The organism is Sphingomonas changbaiensis NBRC 104936 (genome assembly GCF_000974765.1).
GTDB classification, from domain to species: domain Bacteria; phylum Pseudomonadota; class Alphaproteobacteria; order Sphingomonadales; family Sphingomonadaceae; genus Sphingomonas_B; species Sphingomonas_B changbaiensis.
Genome location: NZ_BBWU01000017.1, coordinates 1 through 22,577, shown reverse-complemented (window position 1 = coordinate 22,577; position 22,577 = coordinate 1). Strand labels below are relative to the sequence as shown.

The 22,577-nt window shown below is 65.6% G+C and carries 21 protein-coding genes and 1 other RNA gene; 16 read left to right on the top strand and 6 right to left on the bottom strand.

From position 1 onward, the window contains the following. The first annotated feature begins 58 nt into the window (after positions 1-58). The 10 genes from SCH01S_RS04115 (at position 59) to SCH01S_RS15690 (ending at position 9,565) form a co-directional block, all read left to right on the top strand. Positions 59-448: a cytochrome c-type biogenesis protein gene (locus SCH01S_RS04115; protein ID WP_046347517.1), complete on the top strand. Its 390-nt coding sequence runs from the start codon at positions 59-61 to the stop codon at positions 446-448. Further along, a complete protein-coding gene (locus SCH01S_RS04110) occupies positions 448-1,059 on the top strand; it encodes a tetratricopeptide repeat protein (protein WP_046347516.1) in 612 nt (203 codons plus the stop codon). Before SCH01S_RS04115 ends, SCH01S_RS04110 begins: the two co-directional genes overlap by 1 nt. A 16-nt stretch (positions 1,060-1,075) precedes the next feature. Further along, positions 1,076-1,449: RNase P RNA component class A (rnpB, locus tag SCH01S_RS15695), an RNA gene on the top strand. A gap of 294 nt (positions 1,450-1,743) precedes the next feature. Next, positions 1,744-3,339 (top strand): phosphoenolpyruvate carboxykinase, encoded by a 1,596-nt coding sequence (locus SCH01S_RS04105; protein WP_046347515.1) that lies wholly within the window; start codon positions 1,744-1,746, stop codon positions 3,337-3,339. Positions 3,340-3,386: 47 nt separating this feature from the next. Continuing rightward, positions 3,387-3,821, top strand: coding sequence for a hypothetical protein (locus SCH01S_RS04100; RefSeq protein WP_046347514.1), 435 nt, complete (start codon positions 3,387-3,389; stop codon positions 3,819-3,821). Between the two features lie 160 nt (positions 3,822-3,981). Further along, positions 3,982-4,638 carry a hypothetical protein gene (locus SCH01S_RS04095; RefSeq protein WP_046347513.1) on the top strand — a complete coding sequence of 219 codons (657 nt, stop codon included), beginning with the start codon at positions 3,982-3,984 and terminating at the stop codon, positions 4,636-4,638. A gap of 87 nt (positions 4,639-4,725) precedes the next feature. Further along, the gene (locus SCH01S_RS04090; protein WP_046347512.1) at positions 4,726-5,763 is read left to right on the top strand and encodes a proline racemase family protein; all 1,038 of its coding nucleotides are present in this window, start codon (positions 4,726-4,728) and stop codon (positions 5,761-5,763) included. A gap of 178 nt (positions 5,764-5,941) precedes the next feature. Continuing rightward, the gene (locus SCH01S_RS04085; protein WP_046347511.1) at positions 5,942-6,625 is read left to right on the top strand and encodes a hypothetical protein; all 684 of its coding nucleotides are present in this window, start codon (positions 5,942-5,944) and stop codon (positions 6,623-6,625) included. Positions 6,626-6,753: 128 nt separating this feature from the next. After that, a complete protein-coding gene (locus tag SCH01S_RS04080; protein ID WP_046347510.1) occupies positions 6,754-7,710 on the top strand; it encodes an aldo/keto reductase family protein in 957 nt (318 codons plus the stop codon). A 52-nt stretch (positions 7,711-7,762) separates the two neighbouring features. After that, positions 7,763-9,565: a tetratricopeptide repeat protein gene (locus SCH01S_RS15690; protein ID WP_052733764.1), complete on the top strand. Its 1,803-nt coding sequence runs from the start codon at positions 7,763-7,765 to the stop codon at positions 9,563-9,565. A gap of 55 nt (positions 9,566-9,620) precedes the next feature. On the opposite strand, the gene SCH01S_RS04070 is transcribed toward SCH01S_RS15690, so the two are convergent. Further along, positions 9,621-10,493, bottom strand: coding sequence for a hypothetical protein (locus SCH01S_RS04070; RefSeq protein ID WP_157032794.1), 873 nt, complete (start codon positions 10,491-10,493; stop codon positions 9,621-9,623). 151 nt (positions 10,494-10,644) lie between these two features. Here SCH01S_RS04070 and SCH01S_RS04065 point away from each other — a divergent pair, with 151 nt between their 5' ends. The 3 genes from SCH01S_RS04065 (at position 10,645) to SCH01S_RS04055 (ending at position 12,943) form a co-directional block, all read left to right on the top strand. Then, positions 10,645-11,673, top strand: a complete 1,029-nt coding sequence (locus SCH01S_RS04065) for an aspartate-semialdehyde dehydrogenase (protein ID WP_046347519.1) — start codon at positions 10,645-10,647, stop codon at positions 11,671-11,673. 3 nt (positions 11,674-11,676) lie between these two features. Then, positions 11,677-12,327, top strand: coding sequence for a 2-hydroxychromene-2-carboxylate isomerase (locus tag SCH01S_RS04060; protein WP_046347508.1), 651 nt, complete (start codon positions 11,677-11,679; stop codon positions 12,325-12,327). A 169-nt stretch (positions 12,328-12,496) separates the two neighbouring features. Further along, on the top strand, positions 12,497-12,943 hold the full coding sequence (locus SCH01S_RS04055) for a GFA family protein (RefSeq protein ID WP_217995408.1): 447 nt from the start codon (positions 12,497-12,499) through the stop codon (positions 12,941-12,943). Between the two features lie 46 nt (positions 12,944-12,989). Here the strand turns inward: SCH01S_RS04055 and SCH01S_RS15685 are convergent, their stop codons facing one another. Continuing rightward, the gene (locus tag SCH01S_RS15685) at positions 12,990-15,242 is read right to left on the bottom strand and encodes a calcium-binding protein (protein WP_052733763.1); all 2,253 of its coding nucleotides are present in this window, start codon (positions 15,240-15,242) and stop codon (positions 12,990-12,992) included. 234 nt (positions 15,243-15,476) lie between these two features. Here SCH01S_RS15685 and SCH01S_RS04045 point away from each other — a divergent pair, with 234 nt between their 5' ends. Beyond that, the gene (locus SCH01S_RS04045; RefSeq protein WP_046347506.1) at positions 15,477-15,899 is read left to right on the top strand and encodes a GFA family protein; all 423 of its coding nucleotides are present in this window, start codon (positions 15,477-15,479) and stop codon (positions 15,897-15,899) included. A 33-nt stretch (positions 15,900-15,932) separates the two neighbouring features. Further along, complete coding sequence (locus tag SCH01S_RS04040) at positions 15,933-16,331, top strand: nuclear transport factor 2 family protein (RefSeq protein ID WP_046347505.1); 399 nt, start codon at positions 15,933-15,935, stop codon at positions 16,329-16,331. A gap of 50 nt (positions 16,332-16,381) precedes the next feature. On the opposite strand, the gene rpoD is transcribed toward SCH01S_RS04040, so the two are convergent. Genes rpoD through SCH01S_RS04020 form a run of 4 tightly spaced genes read right to left on the bottom strand, consistent with a single transcriptional unit; the run spans position 16,382 to position 21,178 of the window. Continuing rightward, positions 16,382-18,418, bottom strand: a complete 2,037-nt coding sequence (gene rpoD, locus SCH01S_RS04035) for an RNA polymerase sigma factor RpoD (RefSeq protein ID WP_046347504.1) — start codon at positions 18,416-18,418, stop codon at positions 16,382-16,384. 23 nt (positions 18,419-18,441) lie between these two features. Continuing rightward, positions 18,442-20,283 carry a DNA primase gene (gene dnaG / locus SCH01S_RS04030; protein WP_046347503.1) on the bottom strand — a complete coding sequence of 614 codons (1,842 nt, stop codon included), beginning with the start codon at positions 20,281-20,283 and terminating at the stop codon, positions 18,442-18,444. Next, positions 20,280-20,669: an endonuclease domain-containing protein gene (locus SCH01S_RS04025; protein ID WP_046347502.1), complete on the bottom strand. Its 390-nt coding sequence runs from the start codon at positions 20,667-20,669 to the stop codon at positions 20,280-20,282. Before SCH01S_RS04025 ends, dnaG begins: the two co-directional genes overlap by 4 nt. A gap of 50 nt (positions 20,670-20,719) precedes the next feature. After that, positions 20,720-21,178 (bottom strand): GatB/YqeY domain-containing protein, encoded by a 459-nt coding sequence (locus SCH01S_RS04020; RefSeq protein WP_046347501.1) that lies wholly within the window; start codon positions 21,176-21,178, stop codon positions 20,720-20,722. A 96-nt stretch (positions 21,179-21,274) separates the two neighbouring features. Here SCH01S_RS04020 and carA point away from each other — a divergent pair, with 96 nt between their 5' ends. Next, positions 21,275-22,537 (top strand): glutamine-hydrolyzing carbamoyl-phosphate synthase small subunit, encoded by a 1,263-nt coding sequence (carA, locus tag SCH01S_RS04015; protein WP_046347500.1) that lies wholly within the window; start codon positions 21,275-21,277, stop codon positions 22,535-22,537. Positions 22,538-22,577 lie beyond the last annotated feature (40 nt).

The following is a 22,577-nucleotide window of genomic DNA, read 5'->3' as shown; positions in this document are numbered from 1 at the left end:
CCCCTCCACCACCGGGCTCGGCCCGGCGGTCCCCCTCCCCGTTCCGGGGAGGAGCTTGATGCTCGCACTCGCTCTCCTCACCGCCCCCGCACTCGCGGACTCTAACCTCCCCGCCGCGAAGTGGGCGAACGAGCAGCTTCCCGATCCCGGGCAGGAAGCCGCGGCCAAAAACCTGATGCTGACGATCCGCTGCATCGTCTGCCAGGGCCAGTCGATCGCCGATTCGGACGCGGAGCTTGCCGGTGACATGCGGGCGATGGTGCGCACGCGGATCGCGGCGGGCGAGAAGCCGGAAGCGATCCGCAAATGGCTGATCGAGCGCTATGGTCAATGGGTCAGCTACAAGCCTCTGGTCGAGCCGCTGACCTGGCCGCTCTGGTTCGCGCCGTTGATTTTGCTGGGCGTCGGCGCTCTGGTCGCGCGCGGCCGTTTTCGGAAGCACCGCTGATGGGCTGGCTGATCATTCTCGCGCTGATGGCGATCACGGGCGGTGCGCTCTGGAAATGGGGACGGCTGCCGCGTCTCGCGTTCGAGCCGATCGCGGCGGCGCTGCTGCTCGGTCTTGCCGGCTATGCGATCCAGGGCAGTCCGAACCTGCCCGATCACCCGGTGCAGCCGCCCGAAGACCTGTCCAAGGCGAAGGAAGCGGACATCGAAATCCGCAACCGGATGGGCGAGCAGCGGTTCGGCAACGGCCCGTCCTGGCTGATGGCGGCCGACGGCGCGATGCGCGCGGGCCTGCCGACAGCGGCGGTGACCTACATCAAATCGGGCCTGAAGCAGAACCCGCGCGATCCAGACCTGTGGGTCGGGCTCGGCAACGCCCTTGTCGTGCACAATGGCGGGATGGTTTCGCCGGCCGCGACCTATGCCTTCCAGAAAGCGGCGGAGATCGCGCCGCAGCATCCGGGGCCGCCCTTCTTCATGGGGCTGGCGCTTGCCCAATCGGGCCAGTTCGCCCAGGCTCGTGCGATCTGGACCGAGCTGCTGGCCCGCGCGCCCGCCGACGCGCCCTGGAAGGCCGATCTGGAGCAGCGCTTGGCGCAACTGCCGAGCTGATCTATATCCGGCGCCGCCAGAGGGTCGGGCGGCCGCGTCGCACTTCAAGTGCGCCGAGGAAAGTCCGGGCTCCACGGAACAACGGTGCCGGGTAACGCCCGGCGGTCCTGCGCAAGCAGGGTCAGGGACAGTGCCACAGAAAGCAGACCGCCTGGGCTTCGGCTCGGCAAGGGCGAAAGGGTGCGGCAAGAGCGCACCGCGGGTCCGGCAACGGGAACGGCATGGCAAACCCCACCGGGAGCAAGACCGAATAGGGGCGGCACATGGGCCTTGTTCCGGCTCGTCGCCCGGGTTGGTTGCTGGAGGCTGTCGGCAACGGCAGCCCGAGAGGAATGGCCGCACATCGCCTTCGGGCGAGGACAGAACCCGGCTTATAGACCCTCTGGCGCCACGTGGGAGCGCTGCGCGCCGCAGCGCGGTCGGGCGGGCGAAGCCATGCCCGACCCACGAGGCCGGCCAGCGGCGCCACAGCGCCGACCGACGACGCGGGCTTTGCCCGCGTCGGTCGTCCTCACCCCGCTCGCTTCGCGAGTCGCCCTCTCCTAAAAGGAGAGGGAGGCGAGGAACCCGTTCACCATCTCGTTCATTTGACGCCAAGGGTCCTCGCGAGTAATCCGCGCGGGTGTCTGGAGCGTGCCCTGGTCCTCAGGAGCGCGCCCTTTGTCTTTGCTTGGGGAGGTCCTCTTGGCCGATCGCGTGCCTTCGTTTTCGCTCGCACATCAGGGTATCGATACCGGTGCCGAGCTCCACTGGAACCTCACGACGGCGCCGCTGATCGAGCACGCCGTGCAGCGCGGCGAAGGCCTGCTCGCCAAGGATGGCCCGCTGGTGGTCGCGACCGGCAAGCACACCGGCCGCTCGGCGAACGACAAATTCACCGTCCGCGATGCCGAGACCGAAAACACGATCTGGTGGGGCAGCAACAAGGGCATGACGCCGGATCATTTCCAGGCGCTGAAGGCTGACTTTCTCACGGAGCTGAAGACCAAGCCGACCCTGTTCGTGCAGGACCTGTTCGGTGGTTCGCAGCCGGAGCACCGCGTCCGCGTCCGTGTGATCAACGAATTCGCCTGGCACAACCTGTTCATCCGCACCCTGCTGGTCCGTCCGGATGAAGCCGAGCTGGCGGGCTTCGAGCCCGAATACACGATCATCGACCTGCCGAGCTTCCAGGCCGATCCGGAACGCCACGGCACCCGCAGCGAAACGGTGGTCGCCGTCAATTTCTCCGAAAAGCTGATCCTGATCGGCGGCACGCGCTATGCCGGCGAGATGAAGAAGAGCGTGTTCGGCGTGCTGAACTATCTGCTGCCGGTGAAGGGCGTGATGCCGATGCACTGCTCGGCCAATATCGGCCCGAACGGCGACACGGCCGTGTTCTTCGGCCTTTCTGGCACTGGCAAGACGACGCTGTCGGCCGATGCCAGCCGCACCCTGATCGGCGACGACGAGCATGGCTGGTCGGACACTGCGGTCTTTAACTTCGAAGGCGGCTGCTACGCCAAGATGATCCGCCTCTCGCCCGAGGCGGAGCCGGAGATCTACGCGACCACCAAGCGGTTCGGCACGGTGCTCGAGAATGTCGTGATGGACCCGGTCACGCGCGAGCTCGACCTGGACGATGCGACGCTCGCGGAGAACAGCCGCGGCGCCTATCCGATCGACTTCATCCCGAACGCGTCGGACAACAATCTCGGGCCGGTGCCGAAGAACGTCATCATGCTGACCGCGGACGCCTATGGCGTGCTGCCGCCGATCGCGAAGCTGACGCCGGATCAGGCGATGTACCACTTCCTGTCGGGCTACACCGCCAAGGTCGCGGGCACCGAGATCGGCGTCACCGAGCCATCGGCGACCTTCTCGACCTGCTTCGGCGCGCCGTTCATGCCGCGTCATCCGTCGATTTACGGCAATTTGCTGAAGGAGCGGATCGCCAAGGGCGGCGTCGATTGCTGGCTGGTCAACACCGGCTGGACCGGCGGCAAGTTCGGCACCGGCAAGCGCATGCCGATCAAGGCGACACGGGCGCTGCTGAATGCCGCGCTGGACGGCAGCCTGAACAATGCCGAGTTCCGCACCGATCCGAATTTCGGGTTCAAGGTGCCGGTGGCGGTGCCGGGTGTCGATTCGTCGATCCTCGACCCGCGCAGCACTTGGGCGGACAAGGATGCCTACGACGCGACCGCGCGGAAGCTGGTTCAGCAGTTCATCGACAATTTCGCGCAATTCGAAGCACATGTCGACGAAAGCGTCCGCCAGAGCGCGCCCAAGGCCGCCTGAATAGCCCGGTCCTCGGATCGGGCGCTCCCAAGAGAAAGCCCGATCCGATGACCGACCACTCACCCCGCCTGTTTGCCAGCGCCGACGCGATCCGCCGCGTCGGCGAGGGGCTGCTCGCGCGCACGCTGCCGCGGGCCGAGTGGACGCATGAGGCGCACCTTGCGGCCACGACCTACCTCGTCGTCGAGCGCCCGGATATCGACCTCGATGCCGAGCTGCCCGAGATCATCCGCAGCTATAACGAGAGCGTCGGCGGCCGGAATACCGACAGCGAAGGCTATCACGAGACGATCACGGGCGTGTTCCTGGCCGCCGTTCGCGCCCATGTGGTGGAAACCGGGGAGCGGGAGCTCTGCGCCCGCGTCAACGCCCTGCTGCTGAGCCCGCGCGGTCGCCGCGACTGGCCGCTGCGCTTCTATTCGCGCGAGCGGCTGTTCTCGGTCGAGGCGCGGCTGGGCTTCGTCGCGCCCGATCGGACCTAAGCCGCGGCGTCGAAAACGCACTGAATTCCCGACACTTCCGGCTGATGATGTCGCATTTGTCCAATACGGGATGGTTAGTGCCGGATTAGCTGTGCCACACGGAGCTGGGGGGTTCCGGAACGATGACTCATAAGGGCGCGTCGCAGGGGGCGCGGCAATCATGCTTGCAATCGGCGCGGACTGCCGGGTGAGCGGCCTTGAACTCGCCGAGCTCGAACAGCTCATGGCGGTCGTAGAGGCGTGCCTGTGCGAGATGTTCCCGGACGATTTCTTTCGCCGCTGCGCGTTTTCGGCGTTCGGGCTGCGCGCGCTGCTGCGCGATGCGGGCGTCGACGCGGTGCTGGTCGGCGGCCAATTCGCGGCATTCGTGATGACGCCCGATCACGGACGGCTCGCCGTCCAGGGTTTCCGGTCGGGCGATGAGCCGCACCCGCATTACTGGGTCGAAGCGGAAGATCGCCTGGTCGACCTCGGACCGCACCTGCTCGCCTTTGGGTCCGATTATCCGGTCGTGCCGATGCCGGCGCTGGCCTGGGACATGAGCGCGCCGCTGCCGTCCTCATTCCGTTACAAGGCACAGCAGCGCTACCCGGCCGACAGCCGGATGAGCATCGATCCGAAGCTCTGCGCGCAGGCGGATGCGTTCGTCGCATCCTGCCGCGCGCTCGCGGCGGACCCGCAGCGCGCGCCAAGGCTGCCGACATGGCTTGCGACCAGCTATGCCTCGCTTCTCGCGGCGGTGGGGCGTGACGATCCCTGGGCCTGCGGCGCCCGGCGATTCGAGCAGATGGCACCAGCGCATCCGCTGCCGTTCTAGAGGCACCACACTCCTCGATTGACTCAAATCGTATACGGTTTAGCGAAGGCCGGATCGTACCAACCGTCGCGTGATCGAGGAGAATTTATGGCCGGACGGATCATCTCGGTCGTGGGCTGCCATGCCGAAGGCGAAGTCGGCGATGTGATCATCGGCGGCGTGCTTCCGCCGGCGGGCGAAACAATGTTCGCGAAAATGCAGGCGATGGAGCGGGACCATGATCATATCCGCCGGCTGCTGCTCTGCGAGCCGCGCGGATCGGTCAACCGTCACGTCAATCTGCTGGTCCCGCCGACGCGCGCGGATTGCGACGCGGGCGCGATCATCATGGAGCCGACCGAATATGTTCCGATGTCGGGCTCCAACACGATCTGCATCGTCACCGTCCTGCTCGAGACCGGGATCCTGCCGATGACGGAGCCGGAGACGATCGTGACGCTGGATCTGCCCGGCGGCGTGGTGCGGGCCAAGGCGACCTGCGAGGGCGGCAAGTGCGTATCGGTCGAGTTCGAGAATGTGCCCTGCTTTGTCGATCGCCTCGATGCCTCGATCGAGGTGGACGGGGTGGGGCCGGTGAAGCTCGACGTGGCCTATGGCGGCATGTTCTTCGCCATCGTCGATGCAGGGCAGTTCGGGCTGGCCGTCGATCCGGAAAACGCGCGCCGGCTCGCCGAGCTAGGCGAGAAGATCAGGATCGCCGCGCGCGAGCAATTGGACGTCGTTCACCCGGAAAACCCGGCCATTCGCGGCGTGTCGATCGTCCAGTTCACCGAGCCTTTCCAGGGGGCGGGAAAGGCGACGCGCAACACCTGCATCGTCTCGCCCGGGCGCTCCGACCGCAGCCCGACCGGGACCGGCACGTCCGCACGGCTGGCCGTCCTTCACGCACGCGGGCAGATCCAAGTCGGGGAGCCGATGGCCCACAGCTCGATCATCGGCTCCCGCTTCGAGGGCAGGATCGTCCGGACGACCGAGATTTGCGGCCGGCCCGCGATCGTTCCCACGATCCGGGGACGCGCCTGGATCACCGGATTCCATCACTATCGCGTGGACCCCACCGACCCGTGGCCGACGGGCTATGTCGTCTCGGACACCTGGGGCGTGACCGGCAAGCTGTCGCAATAGGGACGGTCGCAGATCGAGCGCAAGCTCGCCCGAGCATTTGCTAGCATAGCAGAGGCTTATCGCCGGTGATCATAGTCGCTTAGCCCATCGCGGCAAAGTTTCGATCCACGCCTTTTCATTGCTGCTCGCCGCTGCGGAATATGCTATAAGGTTCCTGCACTGATTAGGGGGGATCGTCATGAAACGCCTTGTCCTGACTCTCGTCGCTGCGACCTGCCTGGCCGGAACCGCCGATGCGGCAACCATTTATGCCAACCGCGCGGCATTCGAAGCTACACTTGCCAGCAAGCTGGTGGATACGTTCGAAACAGCCCAGGGCTACCCGGCAGCATTCAGCGTTCTCAGCGATGCCGCAATGTCGGCCGTGGTCGGTCAGACCAAATACACGACCACCGGCTTTGCCAACAACAACATCATCTTCGGCAACGCTTCAAATCAGCTCTATTGCGCCGGCTGCAACGGCTCGTTCCGGGTCACGTTCGACAGCACGTCTTACGGCACGTCTGCGGGCGTCTTCGGCGCCGGTGTCGATGTCGAGGGTAATGACGCGGGGGCGCCCTATTTCGCGTTCATTACCTATGGCGACAACAGCACCGATAACATCCCACTGGCACCGACGCCGTTCGGCACGCCCTATTTCTTCGGCGTGACGTCGAGCCTGGGCGTGAAGTCGATCGATTTCGGCTTCAGCGGCGGCGCGACCGCACAGAGCGGCAGCTTCAGCATCGACAATCTGACGATCGGTTCGACGACTGCCGTTCCGGAAGCGCCGATCTGGGCGGCCTTGATCCTGGGCTTCGGCCTGGCCGGTGCCGCCCTGCGCCAGGCGCGAGGGGCGCGTGTTGTCCACGCCATGGCCTAGTTAGCGCAGATCCCTCCGCGAAAGTCGTGGACCGTCGCTTTTGGTGCTGCGTTGGTCTCCTGTGCCGTTCATAACGCGTGACGGCAATGACGGTTCGCGTTCGTAGGGCGCGGCAAGGAGGGACCAGCATGCGCTATCGCCAGCTCGGATCGAGCGATCTTCAGGTGTCCGAAATCTCGCTCGGGTCCTGGCTCACCTACGGCGTCGGCGTCGATGCCGAGCGGGCAGCGGCGTGCGTGCATCGGGCGCTCGATCTTGGCATCAACCTGATCGACACGGCCAATATCTATGGACGCGGGGCGGCGGAGACCTTCCTGGGCGAAGTTCTGAGCGGCGTGCCACGTGACAAGTACATCATCGCGACCAAGCTGTTCTTCCCGATGACGGAGACCGATCGCGGCCTCTCCCGCGCGCAGGTCGAAAAGCAGCTCGACGCATCGCTGAAGCGGCTGCGCGTCGATGTGATCGACCTGTATCAATGCCACCGCCACGATCCCGACACGCCGGTCGAGGAAACAATGCTGGCGCTCACCGACGCGGTGAAGGCCGGCAAGGTGCGCTATCTGGGCTTTTCCGAATGGCCCGCCGATCGCATCCGCGAGGCGCTAGCCGTCGCCGGTGCGGAGAAATTCGTATCCAGCCAGCCGCAATATTCGCTGCTGTGGCGCGCGCCGGAAAAGGAGATCATTCCGCTCTCCCGCGCCAATGGGATTTCGCAAATCGTGTGGTCGCCGCTCGCGCAAGGCGTGCTGACCGGCAAGTATCTGCCTGATGCGCCGCCGCCGCAGGGGACGCGCGCCACGTCCGATGAAATGGGCGGCTTCATCGATCGCTGGATGCAGCGGCCGGTGCTGGAGGCGGTGCAGAAGCTGAAGCCGCTCGCCGAGCAGGCGGGCCTCACCCTCGGTCAGTTTGCGCTGGCCTGGGTGTTGAAGGAGCCGAACGTCGCGTCCGCGATCATCGGCGCCAGCCGGCCGGAGCAGGTCGAGGAGAATGCCGCCGCCTCGGGCGTCGAGGTCGATCCGGCGCTGTTCGCCGAAGCGGAACGGATCGCTGCGGAGGGGCTGAGCGCGGTCGCTACATGAACGCCAAATGAATGGCCTTGCTTCCTGTCGCAGGCCATTTCACAACCATGGCATGTCGCGCCCGCTCTCGCCCGTCGAACTCCGTTCGCTCCAGACCATCCATGCCCAGCTCCAGGCCGGCGACGCCGACGGCGCGGTCGATCGGTTCGATGCGCTGCCGGCGGATGTCCAGGAACATCCCAACGGCCTGTTCCTGCGCGCGCTGGTGCTGCAGGCCTTTGCTCGGTGGCCGGAAGCGCTGCAGGCGTTCGAGTCTGCGCTGGAGCTCGCGCCCAACCATGCGGGGCTATGGAACAGCTACGGCAATCTGCTCGACGATCTGGGGCAAGGCGACAGGGCGGTCGAGGCGCTGCAAAGGGCGACCGAGCTAAGGCCAGAGCATAATGACGGCTGGATCGATCTCGGCATCGTCGCGACCAATGCCGGCCGGTTCGACGTCGCCGAAGCGGCGCTGGGGCGCGCAATTCGGGCGGCGCCTGCGGTCGCGCGGGGCTGGGCGGCGCTGGGCCTGCTGGAACGGCAGCGCGGCAATACCGAGACGGCCGCCGAGGTCTATCGCCGCGCGATCGCGATCGATGCCGAGGACGTGCGCACCCGGCACAATCTGGCGACCTTGCTGCGTGAGCAGGATCGCCCGGCAGAGGCGCTCGAAGAAGCCGAAAACGCCATGCGTCAGGGCCCGGTGCCGCCGGAGACGGGGACGCTGCGCGCTCATCTTCTCGCCGACGTCGGCCGCTATGAAGAAGCGGCCGTCGAGTATCACAATATCGTCAGCCAGGTTCCCGAGCAGATCGACGCGCACGAGACGCTGGCACTGCTGCTGCCGCAATTGGGGTTTGGGTCGCAGGCCCTCGATGCCTATCGCCCGGCGCTGCGGGCGCGGCCCAACTCGACGGCGCTGTGGGGCTCCGCACTGCGGTTGGCCTTCGCTGTGCGCGACTATGTCCAGCTTGCCGCCTGGGGTCAGGAAGCGGAGGCGCTGATCGGCCCGCATCCCGAGGTCCGGATCGCGCGCGCCGCGGCCTTGTCGCGGCTGGGCAACCAGCACCGGGCCATCGATCTGCTGCGCCAGCTGCTTGCCGACCAGCCGGATTACGCGCCCGCGCACCAGCACCTCGCGCATAGCCTTGTCGCCGCGGGCGATCCGAAGGCGGCCGAAGCGCATGCGTTGCGCGCGACCGAGATCGATCCGCTCGACCAGGCGCCCTGGGCGCTGCTGACGGTGATCTGGCGCTTGCTCGACGATCCGCGAGAGGCATGGCTGGCCGATTACGAGCGGCTGGTGATGCCGGTCGATCTCGACGCGGCGCCCGACTTCTTCGACGAGCTCGCCGTCAGGCTGGCCGAGATGCACACGATGCGCGAGCATCCGGCCGAACAGTCGCTGCGGGGCGGCACGCAGACACGGGGAAGCCTGTTCGATCGCAAGGATCCGCTGATCCAGCGGCTGATCGCGCAGATCAGGAGCGGCGTGCAGCAGCGGCTGCGGGACCTGCCCGATGATCCCCGCCACCCGTTCCTGTCGCGCAAGACCGGCGGCATCGACTTTGCCGGTTCCTGGTCGGTGCGGCTGAGGAGCGAAGGCTTTCACATCAACCACATCCACCAGACGGGCTGGATGAGTTCCGCCCTGTACGTCAGCCTGCCGCCCGAGGTGGGGCAGGGCGACGCCGGCGCGCTGGCCTTCGGCATCCCCGACGCGGCGCTTGGGCTCGATCTTCCCGCGCGCCGGACGGAAAAGCCGAAAGTGGGCCGGCTCGTCGTGTTCCCGTCCTATTTCTGGCACGGCACGCTGCCGTTCGAGAGCGAGCAGCCGCGCTTGACCGTCGCTTTCGACGCTCTTCCCGCCAGATGAGAAACGGGGCGGTCCTCCCCTACAGGACCACCCCGTCCGTCGCTTTCGCGGCGGATCAGTAGCGCATGCTTATCTGCATCACCTCGGAGGCCGTCGGGTTCGGCCGGCCATGCTCGACCGCCCGCTTCACGGCCGCGGTCGAGATGCCGAGCGCGCGAAAGCTCTGCGCGTCGCCGGCGGTGCGGATGCGGGCGCCGGCCGCGCGCATCGTCGCGATATAGTCGGCGGTGACGCCCAGCGCCTTCATCGAGGTGAGGTCCTGCGCCTCCAGACTCGAAAAGATCGTCCGCATCGACCGGGCATAATCGGGCGTAACGCCCAGCGCGGCGAACGCCATCAGGTCGTGCGGCCTCAGGCCTCCGGCGATCAGCGGCCGCACTTCGTGCACCATTTCGGGCCGCACGCCGACCGCGCGCATACCGACATAATCGCTCAAGGGCGCCATCGCGCCTTCGCGGCGGAGCGCTGCGATATAGTCGCTGCGCACGTCGAGCAGCGGCAGCGCGAGCAGGTTGACGCGCCGGTTCGTCGTCAGGTCGTTCTCGACGCCCATGGCTGCGATCCGCGACCAATAGGCGGGGTCGCCCTGATAGCGCAGCGTTCCCTGGCCGGTGCCGTTCGCGAACCGCCCGGTAAACGTGATCGTCCCCGCTTCGCGCCGCAGCGTGAAGGTGACGGGCCGCCCGGTGCCGCGAATCTCCTCCGGCGTCAGGCCCGAAAGCTCCGCGATCGGCACCGAGGTTCCGAGCGTCCCGTGCCGGTCCTCGATCACGTTCAGATGGAGCTTCGATGGGTCGGACTTGCTGATGCTCGCGGTCCAGGGCGCATCAACGGCGACGTCGGACGCGGCGACCGTCGTCGCAGTCGCCGAAGCGCCGGGCAGCGCGCCCAAGGCTGCGAGCAACAAGATCGGGAAAGCAGGTTTCATTCGGACCTCCGGATTTCTATCTGGCGGTCACGCAAAAGACGGGCCAAAGCGTCCGCGCACGGATTTCTGCCGATTTTCGATTACAGCTGTAGTCGATGTGTCCGGCAGCGAACAGGCAAGTGTCCGGAAGCGGACGGTCGAGGAGACGAATATGGGTTACCGGGTGGTGGTCGCGGGCGCGACGGGCAATGTCGGGCGCGAGATGCTCAACATCCTGGCCGAGCGCGAATTCCCGATCGACGACATCGCCGCGCTCGCCTCGTCGCGCAGCCAAGGCGACGAAGTCGAATTCGGTGAATCCGGGCGGATGCTGAAGATCCAGAATATCGAGCATTTCGATCCGAATGGGTGGGACATCGCGCTGTTCGCGATCGGATCGGAGGCGACCAAGGTTTACGCGCCCAAATTCGCCGCTGCGGGCTGCACGGTGATCGACAATTCGTCGCTCTATCGGATGGACCCGGACGTGCCGCTGATCGTGCCCGAGGTGAACCCGGGCGCGATCGACGGCTACACCCGCAAGAATATCATCGCGAACCCGAATTGCTCAACCGCGCAGTTGGTCGTCGCACTGAAGCCCCTGCACGATGCGGCGAAGATCACCCGCGTGGTCGTCGCCACCTATCAGTCGGTTTCCGGCGCCGGAAAGAGCGGCATGGACGAACTGTTCGAGCAGAGCCGCAACATCTTCGTCGGCGAGCAGGCAGAGCCGAAGAAATTCACCAAGCAGATCGCGTTCAACGTGATCCCGCACATCGACAGCTTCCTGGACGATGGATCGACCAAGGAAGAATGGAAGATGGTGGTCGAGACCAAGAAGATCCTCGATCCGAAGATCAAGGTGATCGCCACATGCGTCCGCGTGCCTGTGTTCGTCGGTCACAGCGAGGCGGTGCATGTCGAGTTCGAGAACGAGATCAGCGCCGTCGAGGCGCAGCGCATCCTGCGCGAAGCCCCCGGCGTGATGCTGGTCGATAAGCGCGAGGACGGCGGCTACGTCACCCCGATCGAGGCGGTCGGCGAGTTCGCGACCTATGTCAGCCGCATCCGCGAGGACCCGACGGTCGACAACGGCCTCGCCATGTGGGTCGTCTCCGATAATCTCCGAAAAGGCGCGGCGCTGAATGCGGTGCAGATCGCCGAACTGCTCGGCCGCCGCCATTTGCAGAAAGCGGCCTGACGCATGGGGCTCGCGGCCGACCTGTTCTGGTCGTTCCGTAGCCCCTATTCCTATCTCGCCACCCGCCGCTACCGCGCGCTGACCGAGGCGTACGACCTCGAAATCGCGCTGCGTCCTGTCTATCCGCTCGCGATCCGCCAGCCGGACTTCTTCGAGCGCAATCATCCGAACTGGCTCCGCTACACGGTCACGGACGTGATGCGCCTCGCTGTATATCTGGACATTCCGTTCGCGCCGCCGCGCCCGGACCCGATCGTGCAGGACATCGCGACCCGTCGTATCGCCAAGGACCAGCCACACATCTTCCGCCTGACCCGGATCGGCCAGGCAGCGGCGCGGCGGGGCAGGGGACTCGCCTTCGCCGACGAAGCCTCGCGGCTGATCTGGGGCGGCACCCAGGGCTGGAATGAAGGGGACCACCTCGCCGGCGCCACCGAGCGCGCCGGACTCGATTTCGCCGAGCTGGAGGCAGAGGCGAGCTGCGATGCCGAAGCGCTCGATACCGAAATCGCCGCAAACCAGACCGCACTGGAAGCCGCCGGCCATTGGGGCGTGCCGACGCTCGTGTTCGAGGGCGAGCCGTTTTTCGGTCAGGACCGGATCGAGCTGGCGCTGTGGCGAATGAAGCAGCGCGGGCTCGCGCCGCGGGCGTGAACGAGCTTGCGACCCTCTCCCATGGGGAGAGGGCGACTCGCCGAAAGCGAGCGGGGTGAGGGGGTAGGGAGCGTGGGCGACGAGCGCCCGATCCCCTCACCCGGTCGGGCTCGCGCCCGACTCGACCTCTCCCTATGGGAGAGGTGAAAAGACGCTGGAGGAAATGGCTATGATCACCGGAGGCTGCCGCTGTGGCGCCGTGCGCTATACGATCGCGCTGGAGCGGATGCCGCGTAGCTATGCGTGCCATTGCACCTTGTGCCAGCGCGCCAGCGGATCGTCCTTTGCGCATCAGATGCCGGTGCCGGAGGCCGCGCTGTCGGTGACTGGCGAACTGCTCACGGCCGGCGTCACCAGCGTCAGCGGGGCGGTGAGCACCGGCTATCATTGCGCGGCCTGCGTCGGCCGGCTGTACAGCACCAACTCGCGCTGGCCCGGCATGGCGATCGTGCGCGCCGGCACGGTCGACGGCAGCGAGCGGCTGACGCCGGCGCTGCACATCTTCATCAGCACGAAGCAGCCCTGGATCGCGCTGCCGCGGGACGTGCCCGCATTCGAGGAGAGCGCGCCGCCGGCGGAGCTGGCGACGATTTTGGAGCTAGCACCCCCGGCCTGATCCGCGGGTCTGCGGACCTGGCCGAGGATACCGGTCTTGGCGCCGATCAGGCGAAGGTGAAGTCCTGCGCGCTCAGGGCCGCAAGCTGGACGTTGTGAAGCGTCAGGCTGGTGTTCGCGTCGAGCGTGAAGACCACGTCGGTGCCCTTTTGCGCGGCATGGGCCATCAGGTCGTCGAAGCCCGAGAAGGCTTTGCCCTGGAAGGCGACCAGGTCACCCCCGCCCGCGCTATGGGCGGCAAAGTCGCCGACCATATCCCGGCCGAAGCCCGGCGCGAACACGAACGTGTCGTTGCCGGCCTGTCCATAGAGCCGGTCATCGCCGCCCAGGCCGATCAGGACGTCGTCTCCACCACGGCCTTGCAGCGTGTTGTTGCCGGCATTGCCGCGGACGACGTTTGCGAAGTCATTCCCGCTCAGGTCGAGCGTGGCCGTGCCGCCGTCGTCGTTCGTTTGCAGAACCTCGACATAGGTCCCCGGCTGCAGCGTGTAGCTGACGCTCGCGCTGACGGTGTCGCGGCCTCCGCCAGCCGCCTCGTAGACGCTATCGCGCGCGTTATCGACAAGGTAGGAGTCGTCGCCGCCAAATCCCTGCAGCTTGTCCGCGCCCGCGCCGCCGTCGAGGATGTTCGCGCCGCCATTGCCGAATACCGTGTTGACGAGCTCGTTACCGGTCAGATTGATGGCGGCGGTGCCGGCGACGTCGTTCGTCTGCAGCACCTCGATCGAGGTTCCCGCCTGAAGTGCATAGCTCACGCTGGCACAGACGGTATCGTATCCTTCGCCCGCGACCTCGTAGACATGGTCGCCCGCATGATCGACAAAATAGCAATCGTCGCCGGCAAGTCCGTGCAATTCGTCCGCGCCCGCGCCACCGTCGAGGATGTTCTTGCCCGCGTTGCCGATCAGCGTGTTCGCTAGTTCATTGCCCGTCAGGTTGATCGCGGTGGTGGTGTCCGGGCCCAGGACTTGCAGAACCTCGACCGACGTCCCTGCCTGGAGCGAATAGGTCACCGAGGTCGAAACCACGTCATGGCCGGCATTGGCGTCTTCGAAGACCCGATCGCCTGCATTGTCGACGATATAATGATCGTTGCCGGCGAGCCCGTACATGGCGTCGGCGCCTTTGCCGCCATCGATGTTGTTGTCCGCAGCATTGGCGTTGATCAGATTGTTTGCATCGTCGCCGGTGAAGTCGATCGGCAACGGCGCGGGCGGGGTGATCGGAGTGGGAGGAGGCGGAAGGTGGTAGCCAACGCCTGACGCGACGAGATCCTCGACACCGGCCGGATTTGCGAGGTTCGGGAGCATCGCCCGCGCGCCGGCATTGACCGAGAAGTCGACGTTGCCGCTCTGGGCAAAGTTGGTCACATTCGAGGTGATAATCCGGTCGGTCAGGTTATCCTGAAGCGAAACCTGGTCGCTGTTCAGGACGTCGATCCAGAACAACTTGGAATCGCTGCTATGCGACAGAACCGTGTTGCCGATGATCTGGGCGCCGGTCGCGCCGTTCACGAAAATGCCGTTATATGCATCGTTCGAGTAGAGCAGGTTGTTCTGGATCAGGACGTTCTTGTACCCATAGCTGAGCGGATCGGACATGAAGATGCCCTGCACACCGGTCTGGTCGATGCCGCTGAAATAGCTCTGGTAGATCACATTGTCCTTGACCGTGATGTCGGTCTGGCCCTTGGTCTGGCCGGTGTTCCAGAACTGGATCGCGTCGGCGTGATCTCCCAGCTTGGGGTGGAACTCACCGATGTGATTGCCTGCGATCGTAATGCCATCGTTCGCGATCGAGATGATGCCGTCCGACCGGATCGTCTTGATCGTATTGTTCTGGACCGTCGCGTTGGTGTTGTTCTGCAGGACAATGCCTCGATACAGATCCCCGAACGTCGAATCCGAAATGCTGAAGCCGGCGACGTTGCGCACCATCATGCCCATGCCATCGTTGGCCGGGTCGTTATCCAGCGATCCGTGAACGGTGATGTGGCTCATCGTGATGTTGCTGGAATTGCTGACGGATGACAGCTGCGTATAGTCAGGCTCGGTCGCGCCAAGCGCCCGGCCGACGTCCAATCCGGCAAAGCTGATGTTCGTCGCATTGGCCACGAACAGGCCGTCGAGATGCGCGCCCCCCGGCGTCGCGGCCTCGATCGTCACCGTCGACGCGTAGTTGCGCGTATAGACGTTCACCTTGCCGTAATCGCCATCGGCCAGCACGATCGTGTCGCCGCCGGTGGCGCTCCCAAGTGCGGATTGCAGCTGGGTTGAGTTCGATACATTGAAGATGGTCATTCTGGTCCCCGCTCGGGACGCGGCCAGGGACACCCTGCGGGCGCGTCGTTTGCGGGGCGCGGCTAGCGTGGATACGCTTAAGGCCGCGGCCAACCGGAATTACGGACTTTACCGTATTGCTGTGGCGGCGCGTCGCCGGACCAGTCCGTGGCGGCGCAACTGTTTCAGCTGGTGGGAAACAGAAAGCCTGCCCCGCGACTATCAGCCGCGGCGCGCGTGGGTTAAGACGCGGGAATGCTGAACCTTTCGTGCCTCTGCGGCCAAATCCGGATCACACTCCAAAAGCGGCCTGACTTCATCCACGAGTGCAACTGCACCCTCTGCAGCAAGACCGGCGCTCGCTGGGGCTATTTCCATCCCTCTGAAGTGTCGGTCGAAGGGCGGGCGAGCGGATACTGCAGGGCAGACAAGGGCGAGCCGAATGCGAACGTGCAATTCTGTTCGAATTGCGGTTCGACGACCCATTTCGTGCTGACGGACAAGGCCGTCTCTCGGTTCGGAAACAGCGTGATGGGCGTCAACATGTGGCTGGCCGAGCCCCAGGATCTCGCCGGGATCGAGCTGCGCTATCCCGACGGCCGGGCATGGTCGGGCGAGGGCGATTTTGCCTATGTCCGCGAGGCCCGCATCATCGGCTGTGAGGCCGCCGCCGGATGAGATAGACTGGCCGCCTCAGTGGAGGGAACGGCCATGCTGAATCGGCAGGATGCTCTGGAGGCACTTGGCGGTGCCTATCGCGCGCGTGTTTCGGGCGATCGGGAGGCGCTAGCGCGGTACTGGGCCGACGGTGCGCATTTCGAGATTGTCGGCAAGCCGGATCGAATGGCCGGAGTCCCGCTGAAAAGCGCCGGCGCGATGCAGACGATCGGCGCGCTGATCGATCAATTCGGCTTCAGCGACCACCAGATCCTCGATGCGGTGCTGGAGGGGAGCAAGCTCGCCGTCCGCTCGCGCGTGACCGTGACGGTTCCGGGTAAGGCGCCGGAGACGACGGACCTGTTCGACCTGGTCGAGTTCGATGCGGACGGAAAGATCAGCTCCTTCGTCCAGTTCGCGGACACGGCCCTGATCCGCGACATGGCGGAATGAACTGACCGCTGCGTATCGTCGCCCCCGACCCAAGGCCGGGGCGACAGAGTTTACTGATCGAGGAAGCTGCGCATCTTGCGGCTGCGGCTCGGGTGCTTGAGCTTCCTGAGCGCCTTCGCCTCGATCTGCCGGATGCGTTCGCGGGTAACCGAGAATTGCTGGCCGACTTCCTCGAGCGTGTGGTCGGTGTTCATGCCGATGCCGAAGCGCATGCGGAGCACGCGTTCCTCGCGCGGGGTGAGGCTGGCGAGGACCCGGGTGACCGTTTCCTTCAGGTTCGCCTGGATCGCGGCGTCGACCGGGATCACCGCGTTCTTGTCCTCGATGAAATCGCCCAGGTGGCTGTCTTCCTCGTCGCCGATCGGTGTTTCGAGGGAGATCGGCTCCTTGGCGATCTTCATCACCTTGCGGACCTTCTCGAGCGGCATCGACAGGCGCTCGGCCATTTCCTCGGGCGTGGGCTCGCGGCCCTGCTCGTGCAGGAACTGGCGGCTGGTGCGGACCAGCTTGTTGATCGTCTCGATCATGTGGACCGGGATGCGGATCGTGCGCGCCTGGTCCGCGATCGAGCGGGTGATCGCCTGGCGGATCCACCAGGTCGCGTAGGTGCTGAACTTGTAGCCGCGGCGATATTCGAACTTATCGACCGCCTTCATCAGGCCGATATTGCCTTCCTGGATCAGGTCCAGGAACTGCAGGCCGCGATTGGTGTATTTCTTCGCGATCGAGATCACGAGGCGCAGGTTCGCCTCGACCATTTCCTTCTTCGCGATGCGCGCCTCGCGCTCGCCCTTCTGCACCATGTTCACGATGCGGCGGAACTCGGGCAGCGACATGCCCGTCGCCTGGGCAATCTCGGCGATTTCGGCGCGGATGCGCTCGACCGCGTCGGCCTCGGCGCCGGCGAAGGCGGCCCATTTCTTGTCGACCGACTTGACGCCGTCGAGCCAGCTCTCATCGAGCTCGTGGCCGACATAGCGGTCGAGGAAATCCTTGCGCGGCACTTTGTGGCGCTCGGCCAGGCGCAGCATTTGCCCGCCCAGCGCGGTCAGGCGCCGGTTGTAGCTGTAGAGCTGGTCGACCAGATACTCGATCTTGGCGTTGTGGAACTGGACGCTCTCGACCTCGGCCGTGAGGTCCTCGCGCAGCTTCTGGTATTTCTTTTCGTCGGCCGGCGAGAAGGCGGCACCGCCGCCCATCGCATCGAGGCGCGCAGCCTGAAGCTTGCCGAATTTCTTGAAGAGCGCGGTGATGTTGGCGAATTTCTCGAGCGCGGCGGGCTTCAGCAGCTCTTCCATCGCGGCGAGCGAGAGGGTGTTGTCTTCCTCTTCGTCGTCGACCGGACGCGGCGCGCGCCGCTCGGTCATCGACTCTTCGTCCTCGTCGTCCGAAGACGCGACTTCCTCGACCTCTTCCTCTTCCTTGAAGCTGGGGCCGGCAGTCTTTTCGGAAATCTCGCCGTCGCCTTCGGCATCCTCGTCGGTCAGGCTTTCGGGCGCCGGATCCTTGGACAGCATCGCATCCAGGTCGAGGATTTCGCGCAGCTGCATCGTGCCTTCATTCAGGGCATTCGACCAGCCGATGATCGCGTTGAAGGTGATCGGGCTCTCGCACAGGCCCAGGATCATTGTGTCGCGGCCGGCCTCGATGCGCTTGGCGATCGCGATTTCGCCCTCGCGGCTGAGCAGCTCGACCGCGCCCATCTCGCGCAGGTACATGCGCACCGGATCGTCGGTGCGGTCGACCGTTTCCTTCTTCTTTTCAGGCAGCGGCGCAAAGCCGTCGCTGCCGTCGGCCGAGGTCTCGGCCTCGTCCTCTTCGGGCTCCTTCTCGGCCTCGCCGTCCTCGCCCGCCTCGTCATTCTCGACGATGTTGACGCCCATGTCGTTCAGCGCCGACATGATGTCCTCGATCTGCTCGGACGACATCTGGTCCTGCGGCAGGGCTTCGTTCAGCTCGTCATAAGTGATCACGCCGCGCTTTTTGGCGCGGGCGATCAGCTTCTTGATCGAGGCCTCGTTCAGGTCGATCAGGGGCGCGTCGCCGCCTTCCGCCTTCTCGACCGGTTCTTCAATCTGCTTCGCCATTCAACTGCCCGAACTAAAATCAGTTAAGCGCCTTCGTCGTCCTGCATCAGATTTGCAAGCCGCCGTGCATTCTCGTCGCGTAATTCGCGCAAGCGTTGCTGCTCGAGACGGTCCTCCTCATCCAGCGTGCGCATGAACCTCTCCGTCGCCGATTGCAGAGCCGCCTCGATTTCCGGCTGCTCAACCATCGCCTGGATCACCTCGGCAAGGTCGGTCTTGGCACGTTCCGGATCCGCATCCTGCTTCGTGAAAGAGAAGCGCAATCTGTCGGCCCGCAGTAAATCTCTCGCTAACGCGTCGAACTCGCTGGAGCGCAATATGGTGCGAAGCCGCTCCGTATCAAGCGCTTGCTCGTCCAGCGCCAGATCGACCATCGCATCCAGGAGGCGTGCGATCGCCGGATCGCTGGCCTGGAGCCCGTGCAACGCCTCGGCATGACGGGCGAGCAGATCGGGATAGCGCAGCAGTCCGGCGACGACGCCCTTCAGCAATCGCCGGTCGATGCCGCTGGAGCCGACGCCCTTGGCCTCGGCGGAAAGGGGGCGGGGAGGCTGCCAGTTGGCGCCGGGCCGGAACGGCGGGCGCGGACCACGCTGGAAGGCGGGGCGCTGGAGAAAGCGGGTGTCGAACCGCTCGCGGAATTCGGCCTGATATTGCTGGCGGACGTCATTGTCGGCGATGCCCGAGACCAGCTCGTTCAGCCGCTTGCGGAGTCCCGCGCGCTGCTCGGGGGTGGCGAGGGGTTCGGCGGCGAGCTCATGGTTCCAGAGGCGATCGACCAGCGGCTCCGGGGAGGCGGCGAGGCTTTCGAACGCCTGCGCACCGCCCGAGCGGACGAGATCGTCCGGGTCCTGTCCGGCGGGGAGCGTCAGGAAGGCTAGGCTGCGGCCGGGGGCGAGGCCGGGGAGCGCGCGGGTCGCGGCCCGGAAGGCGGCTTTCTGCCCGGCCGAATCGCCGTCGAAGCAGAGCAGGGGCGCATCGACCTGCCGCCACAGCCGCTCGATCTGGAACTCGGTGAGCGCCGTGCCGAGGGGGGCGACCGCTTCGTCGATTCCGGCCTGGGCGAGCGCGATGACGTCCAGATAGCCTTCGACGACGATCATCCGCCCGGATTTGCGCGCGGCCGGGGCGGCGCGGTCGAGATTGTACAGCGTGCGGCCCTTGTCGAAGAGCGGCGTGTCGGGCGAGTTCAGGTACTTCGGCTCGCCCTGGCCGATGATGCGCCCGCCGAACGCGATCACGCGCCCGCGCGGATCGCGGATCGGGATCATCAGCCGGTCGCGGAAACGGTCATAGGGCTCCTTTCCCTCGACCTCGATCAGCAGTCCGGCTTCGATCAGCATCCGGTCGCCGAATTTTTCGAGCGCGCGACGGAGGCCGGTTTTCGAATCGGGGGCGTAGCCGAGAGCGAAGGTTTTGCGGGTCGCGTCCGTGATGCCGCGCTTCTCGACATAGGCGCGCGCCGCGGCACCCGGCAGGCCGTTATACTGTTCCTCGAACCAGGCCGCCGCTGCCGCCATGACGTCGTGGAGCGACCTGGCGCGCTCAGCCCGCGCCGCTTCGCGGGCATCGGGCGCGGGGAGCTCCATGCCGGCCGCCTGGGCGAGTTCCTTCACCGCATCGATGAAGGGCAGGCCGCGCTGGTCGGTCATCCAACGGATCGCATCGCCATGCGCGCCGCAGCCGAAGCAGTGATAGAAGCCCTTTTCGTCGTTGACGTAGAAGCTGGGCGTCTTCTCGTTGTGAAATGGGCAGCAGGCCGCGAACTCCCGGCCTTTGCGCTGGAGCTTCACGGTTTTGGCCACGAGCGCGGAGAGCAGCGTGCGCGTGCGGAGCTCGTCGAGGAAAGCGGGGGAGAGGCTCATTCTTCTCCCCTCCCGCTTGCGGGAGGGGCCGGGGGTGGGCCCGAGCCTAAAGCGCGCCTGATCTCAATCAGCACGCCTTCCGTATGTTGAAATACATCCTCGTTAGTAAACCGAAGCACGCGAATTCCATATTCCGCCAGGATGCGATCCCGCCACTTGTCCTTGCCGGGCTGGATGTCGTGGCTGAACCCGTCGAGCTCAATCGCCAATCCTTCCTTCCGGCAGAGCAGGTCGCAGTAAAAGGGCCCGATCTGCATCTGACGGCTAAACTTGAAGCCGTCGAGCTGGCTCCTGTTGAGATATTGCCAGAGGTGGCGTTCGGCAGGCGTGGCTTCGCGGCGGAGCTGCCGCGCTCTTTCCGTATTGCGCCTGCGCCACTTAGGCATGTTCCCACCCCCAGCCCCTCCCGCAAGCGGGAGGGGAGTCGTCCTGCGCTCTACGCTTTCGAAAGCGCCCCCTTCACCAGCCCCGATGCCTTGCTCATGTCCAGCTTGCCGGCGTGGCGCGTCTTCAGCTCGGCCATGACGCGGCCCATGTCCTTGATGCTCGACGCGCCGATTTCCGCCTTGATGGCCTCGATCGCGGCCTTCGTTTCCGCCTCGTCCATCATCTTGGGCAGGAAGCGTTCGATGACGGCGACTTCCGCCGCTTCCGACGCCGCCAGTTCGGGGCGATTCCCCTGTTCGTACATCGTGATCGATTCGCGGCGCTGCTTGACCATTTTCTGCAGGACCTCCGACACCAGCACGTCGTCGTCGTCCGGGGCCTTGCCGGTCCGGGCCTCGATGTCGCGGTTCTTGATTGCGGCCTGGATCAGCCGGATCGTGGATGTGGTTTCCTTGTCGCCGCCCTTCATGGCGGTGACGAGTGCGGATTTGATGTCGTCTCGAATCATTTTCGCCGTTTAGCAGGTTGACCGGCCGGGGCCACACGCCTAGCTGCCAAGCCTTAGCGACATCGCTGCACCCCAACTCGAAGGAGCCTGCCGATCATGGCCGACGCCACCCCCACGCGCGCACCTGAAGGAGCCACGGGGGTATTGGTATTGGCCAATGGCGACGTGATCTGGGGCCGCGGATTCGGCGCGGAAGGCGAGGCGGTGGGCGAGGTGTGCTTCCACACCGCGATCACCGGCTACCAGGAAATCATGACCGACCCTTCGTTCGAAGGGCAGATCATCACCTTCACTTTCCCGCACATCGGCAATGTCGGCGCGAACCATGAGGATGTGGAAGCGAACCACGCCCATGCGCTGGGCTGCATCGTGCGCGAGGACGTGACCGCGCCGTCCAACTTCCGCGCGGCCGAGGGGTTCGACTCCTGGCTGAAGGCGCGGGGGAAGATCGGGCTGGCCGGCGTCGACACCCGCGCGCTGACCCGCCGCATCCGCGAGGGTGGGGCGCCGAACGGGGTGATTGCGTATCGTGCGGACGGCCGGTTCGATGTGGACGCGCTGCTGGCGAAAGCGCGCGCCTGGCCGGGGCTGGAGGGCATCGACCTGGCCAAGGAAGTGTCGTGCGAGGCACATCATTTGTGGGACGGCGGGGTTTGGGAGCTGGGCTCCGGATATTCTTCCCCCCTCCCGCTTGCGGGAGGGGCCGGGGGTGGGCAAGCGTCTGGACCCGGTGCCGAGTCAAGCCCCGTTCCCACCCCTAACCCCTCCCGCAAGCGGGAGGGGAACGTGCCCCACGTCGTTGCGATCGACTATGGCTCCAAACACAACATCTTCCGCAACCTGGTAAAGGCCGGCGCGCGCGTGACCGTCCTCCCCGCCACCGCCACCTTCGACGAAGTAATGGCGCACAACCCCGACGGCTTCTTCCTGTCGAACGGCCCCGGCGACCCGGCCGCGACCGCCGAATACGCGGTGCCGGTGATCCATAAGATGCTGGAAACGGGCAAGCCGCTGTTCGGCATCTGCCTCGGCCACCAGCTCCTCGCGCTCGCGATCGGGGCGAAGACGACCAAGATGTTCCAGGGGCACCGCGGCGCCAATCATCCGGTCAAGCGGCTTGAGGATGGCCGCGTCGAGATCACCAGCATGAACCACGGCTTCGCGGTCGAACGCGACACCCTGCCACCGAACGCGCGCGAGACGCACGTCTCGCTGTTCGACGGCAGCAATTGCGGGCTGGAACTGACCGACCGCCAGGCGTTCAGCGTGCAATATCATCCGGAGGCCAGCCCGGGTCCGATGGACAGCATGTACCTGTTCGAGAAGTTCGTGGGGCAGCTGTCGGGAGCGCCGAAGTGACTCCCTCTCCCCGGCGGGGAGAGGGTTGGGGTGAGGGGGT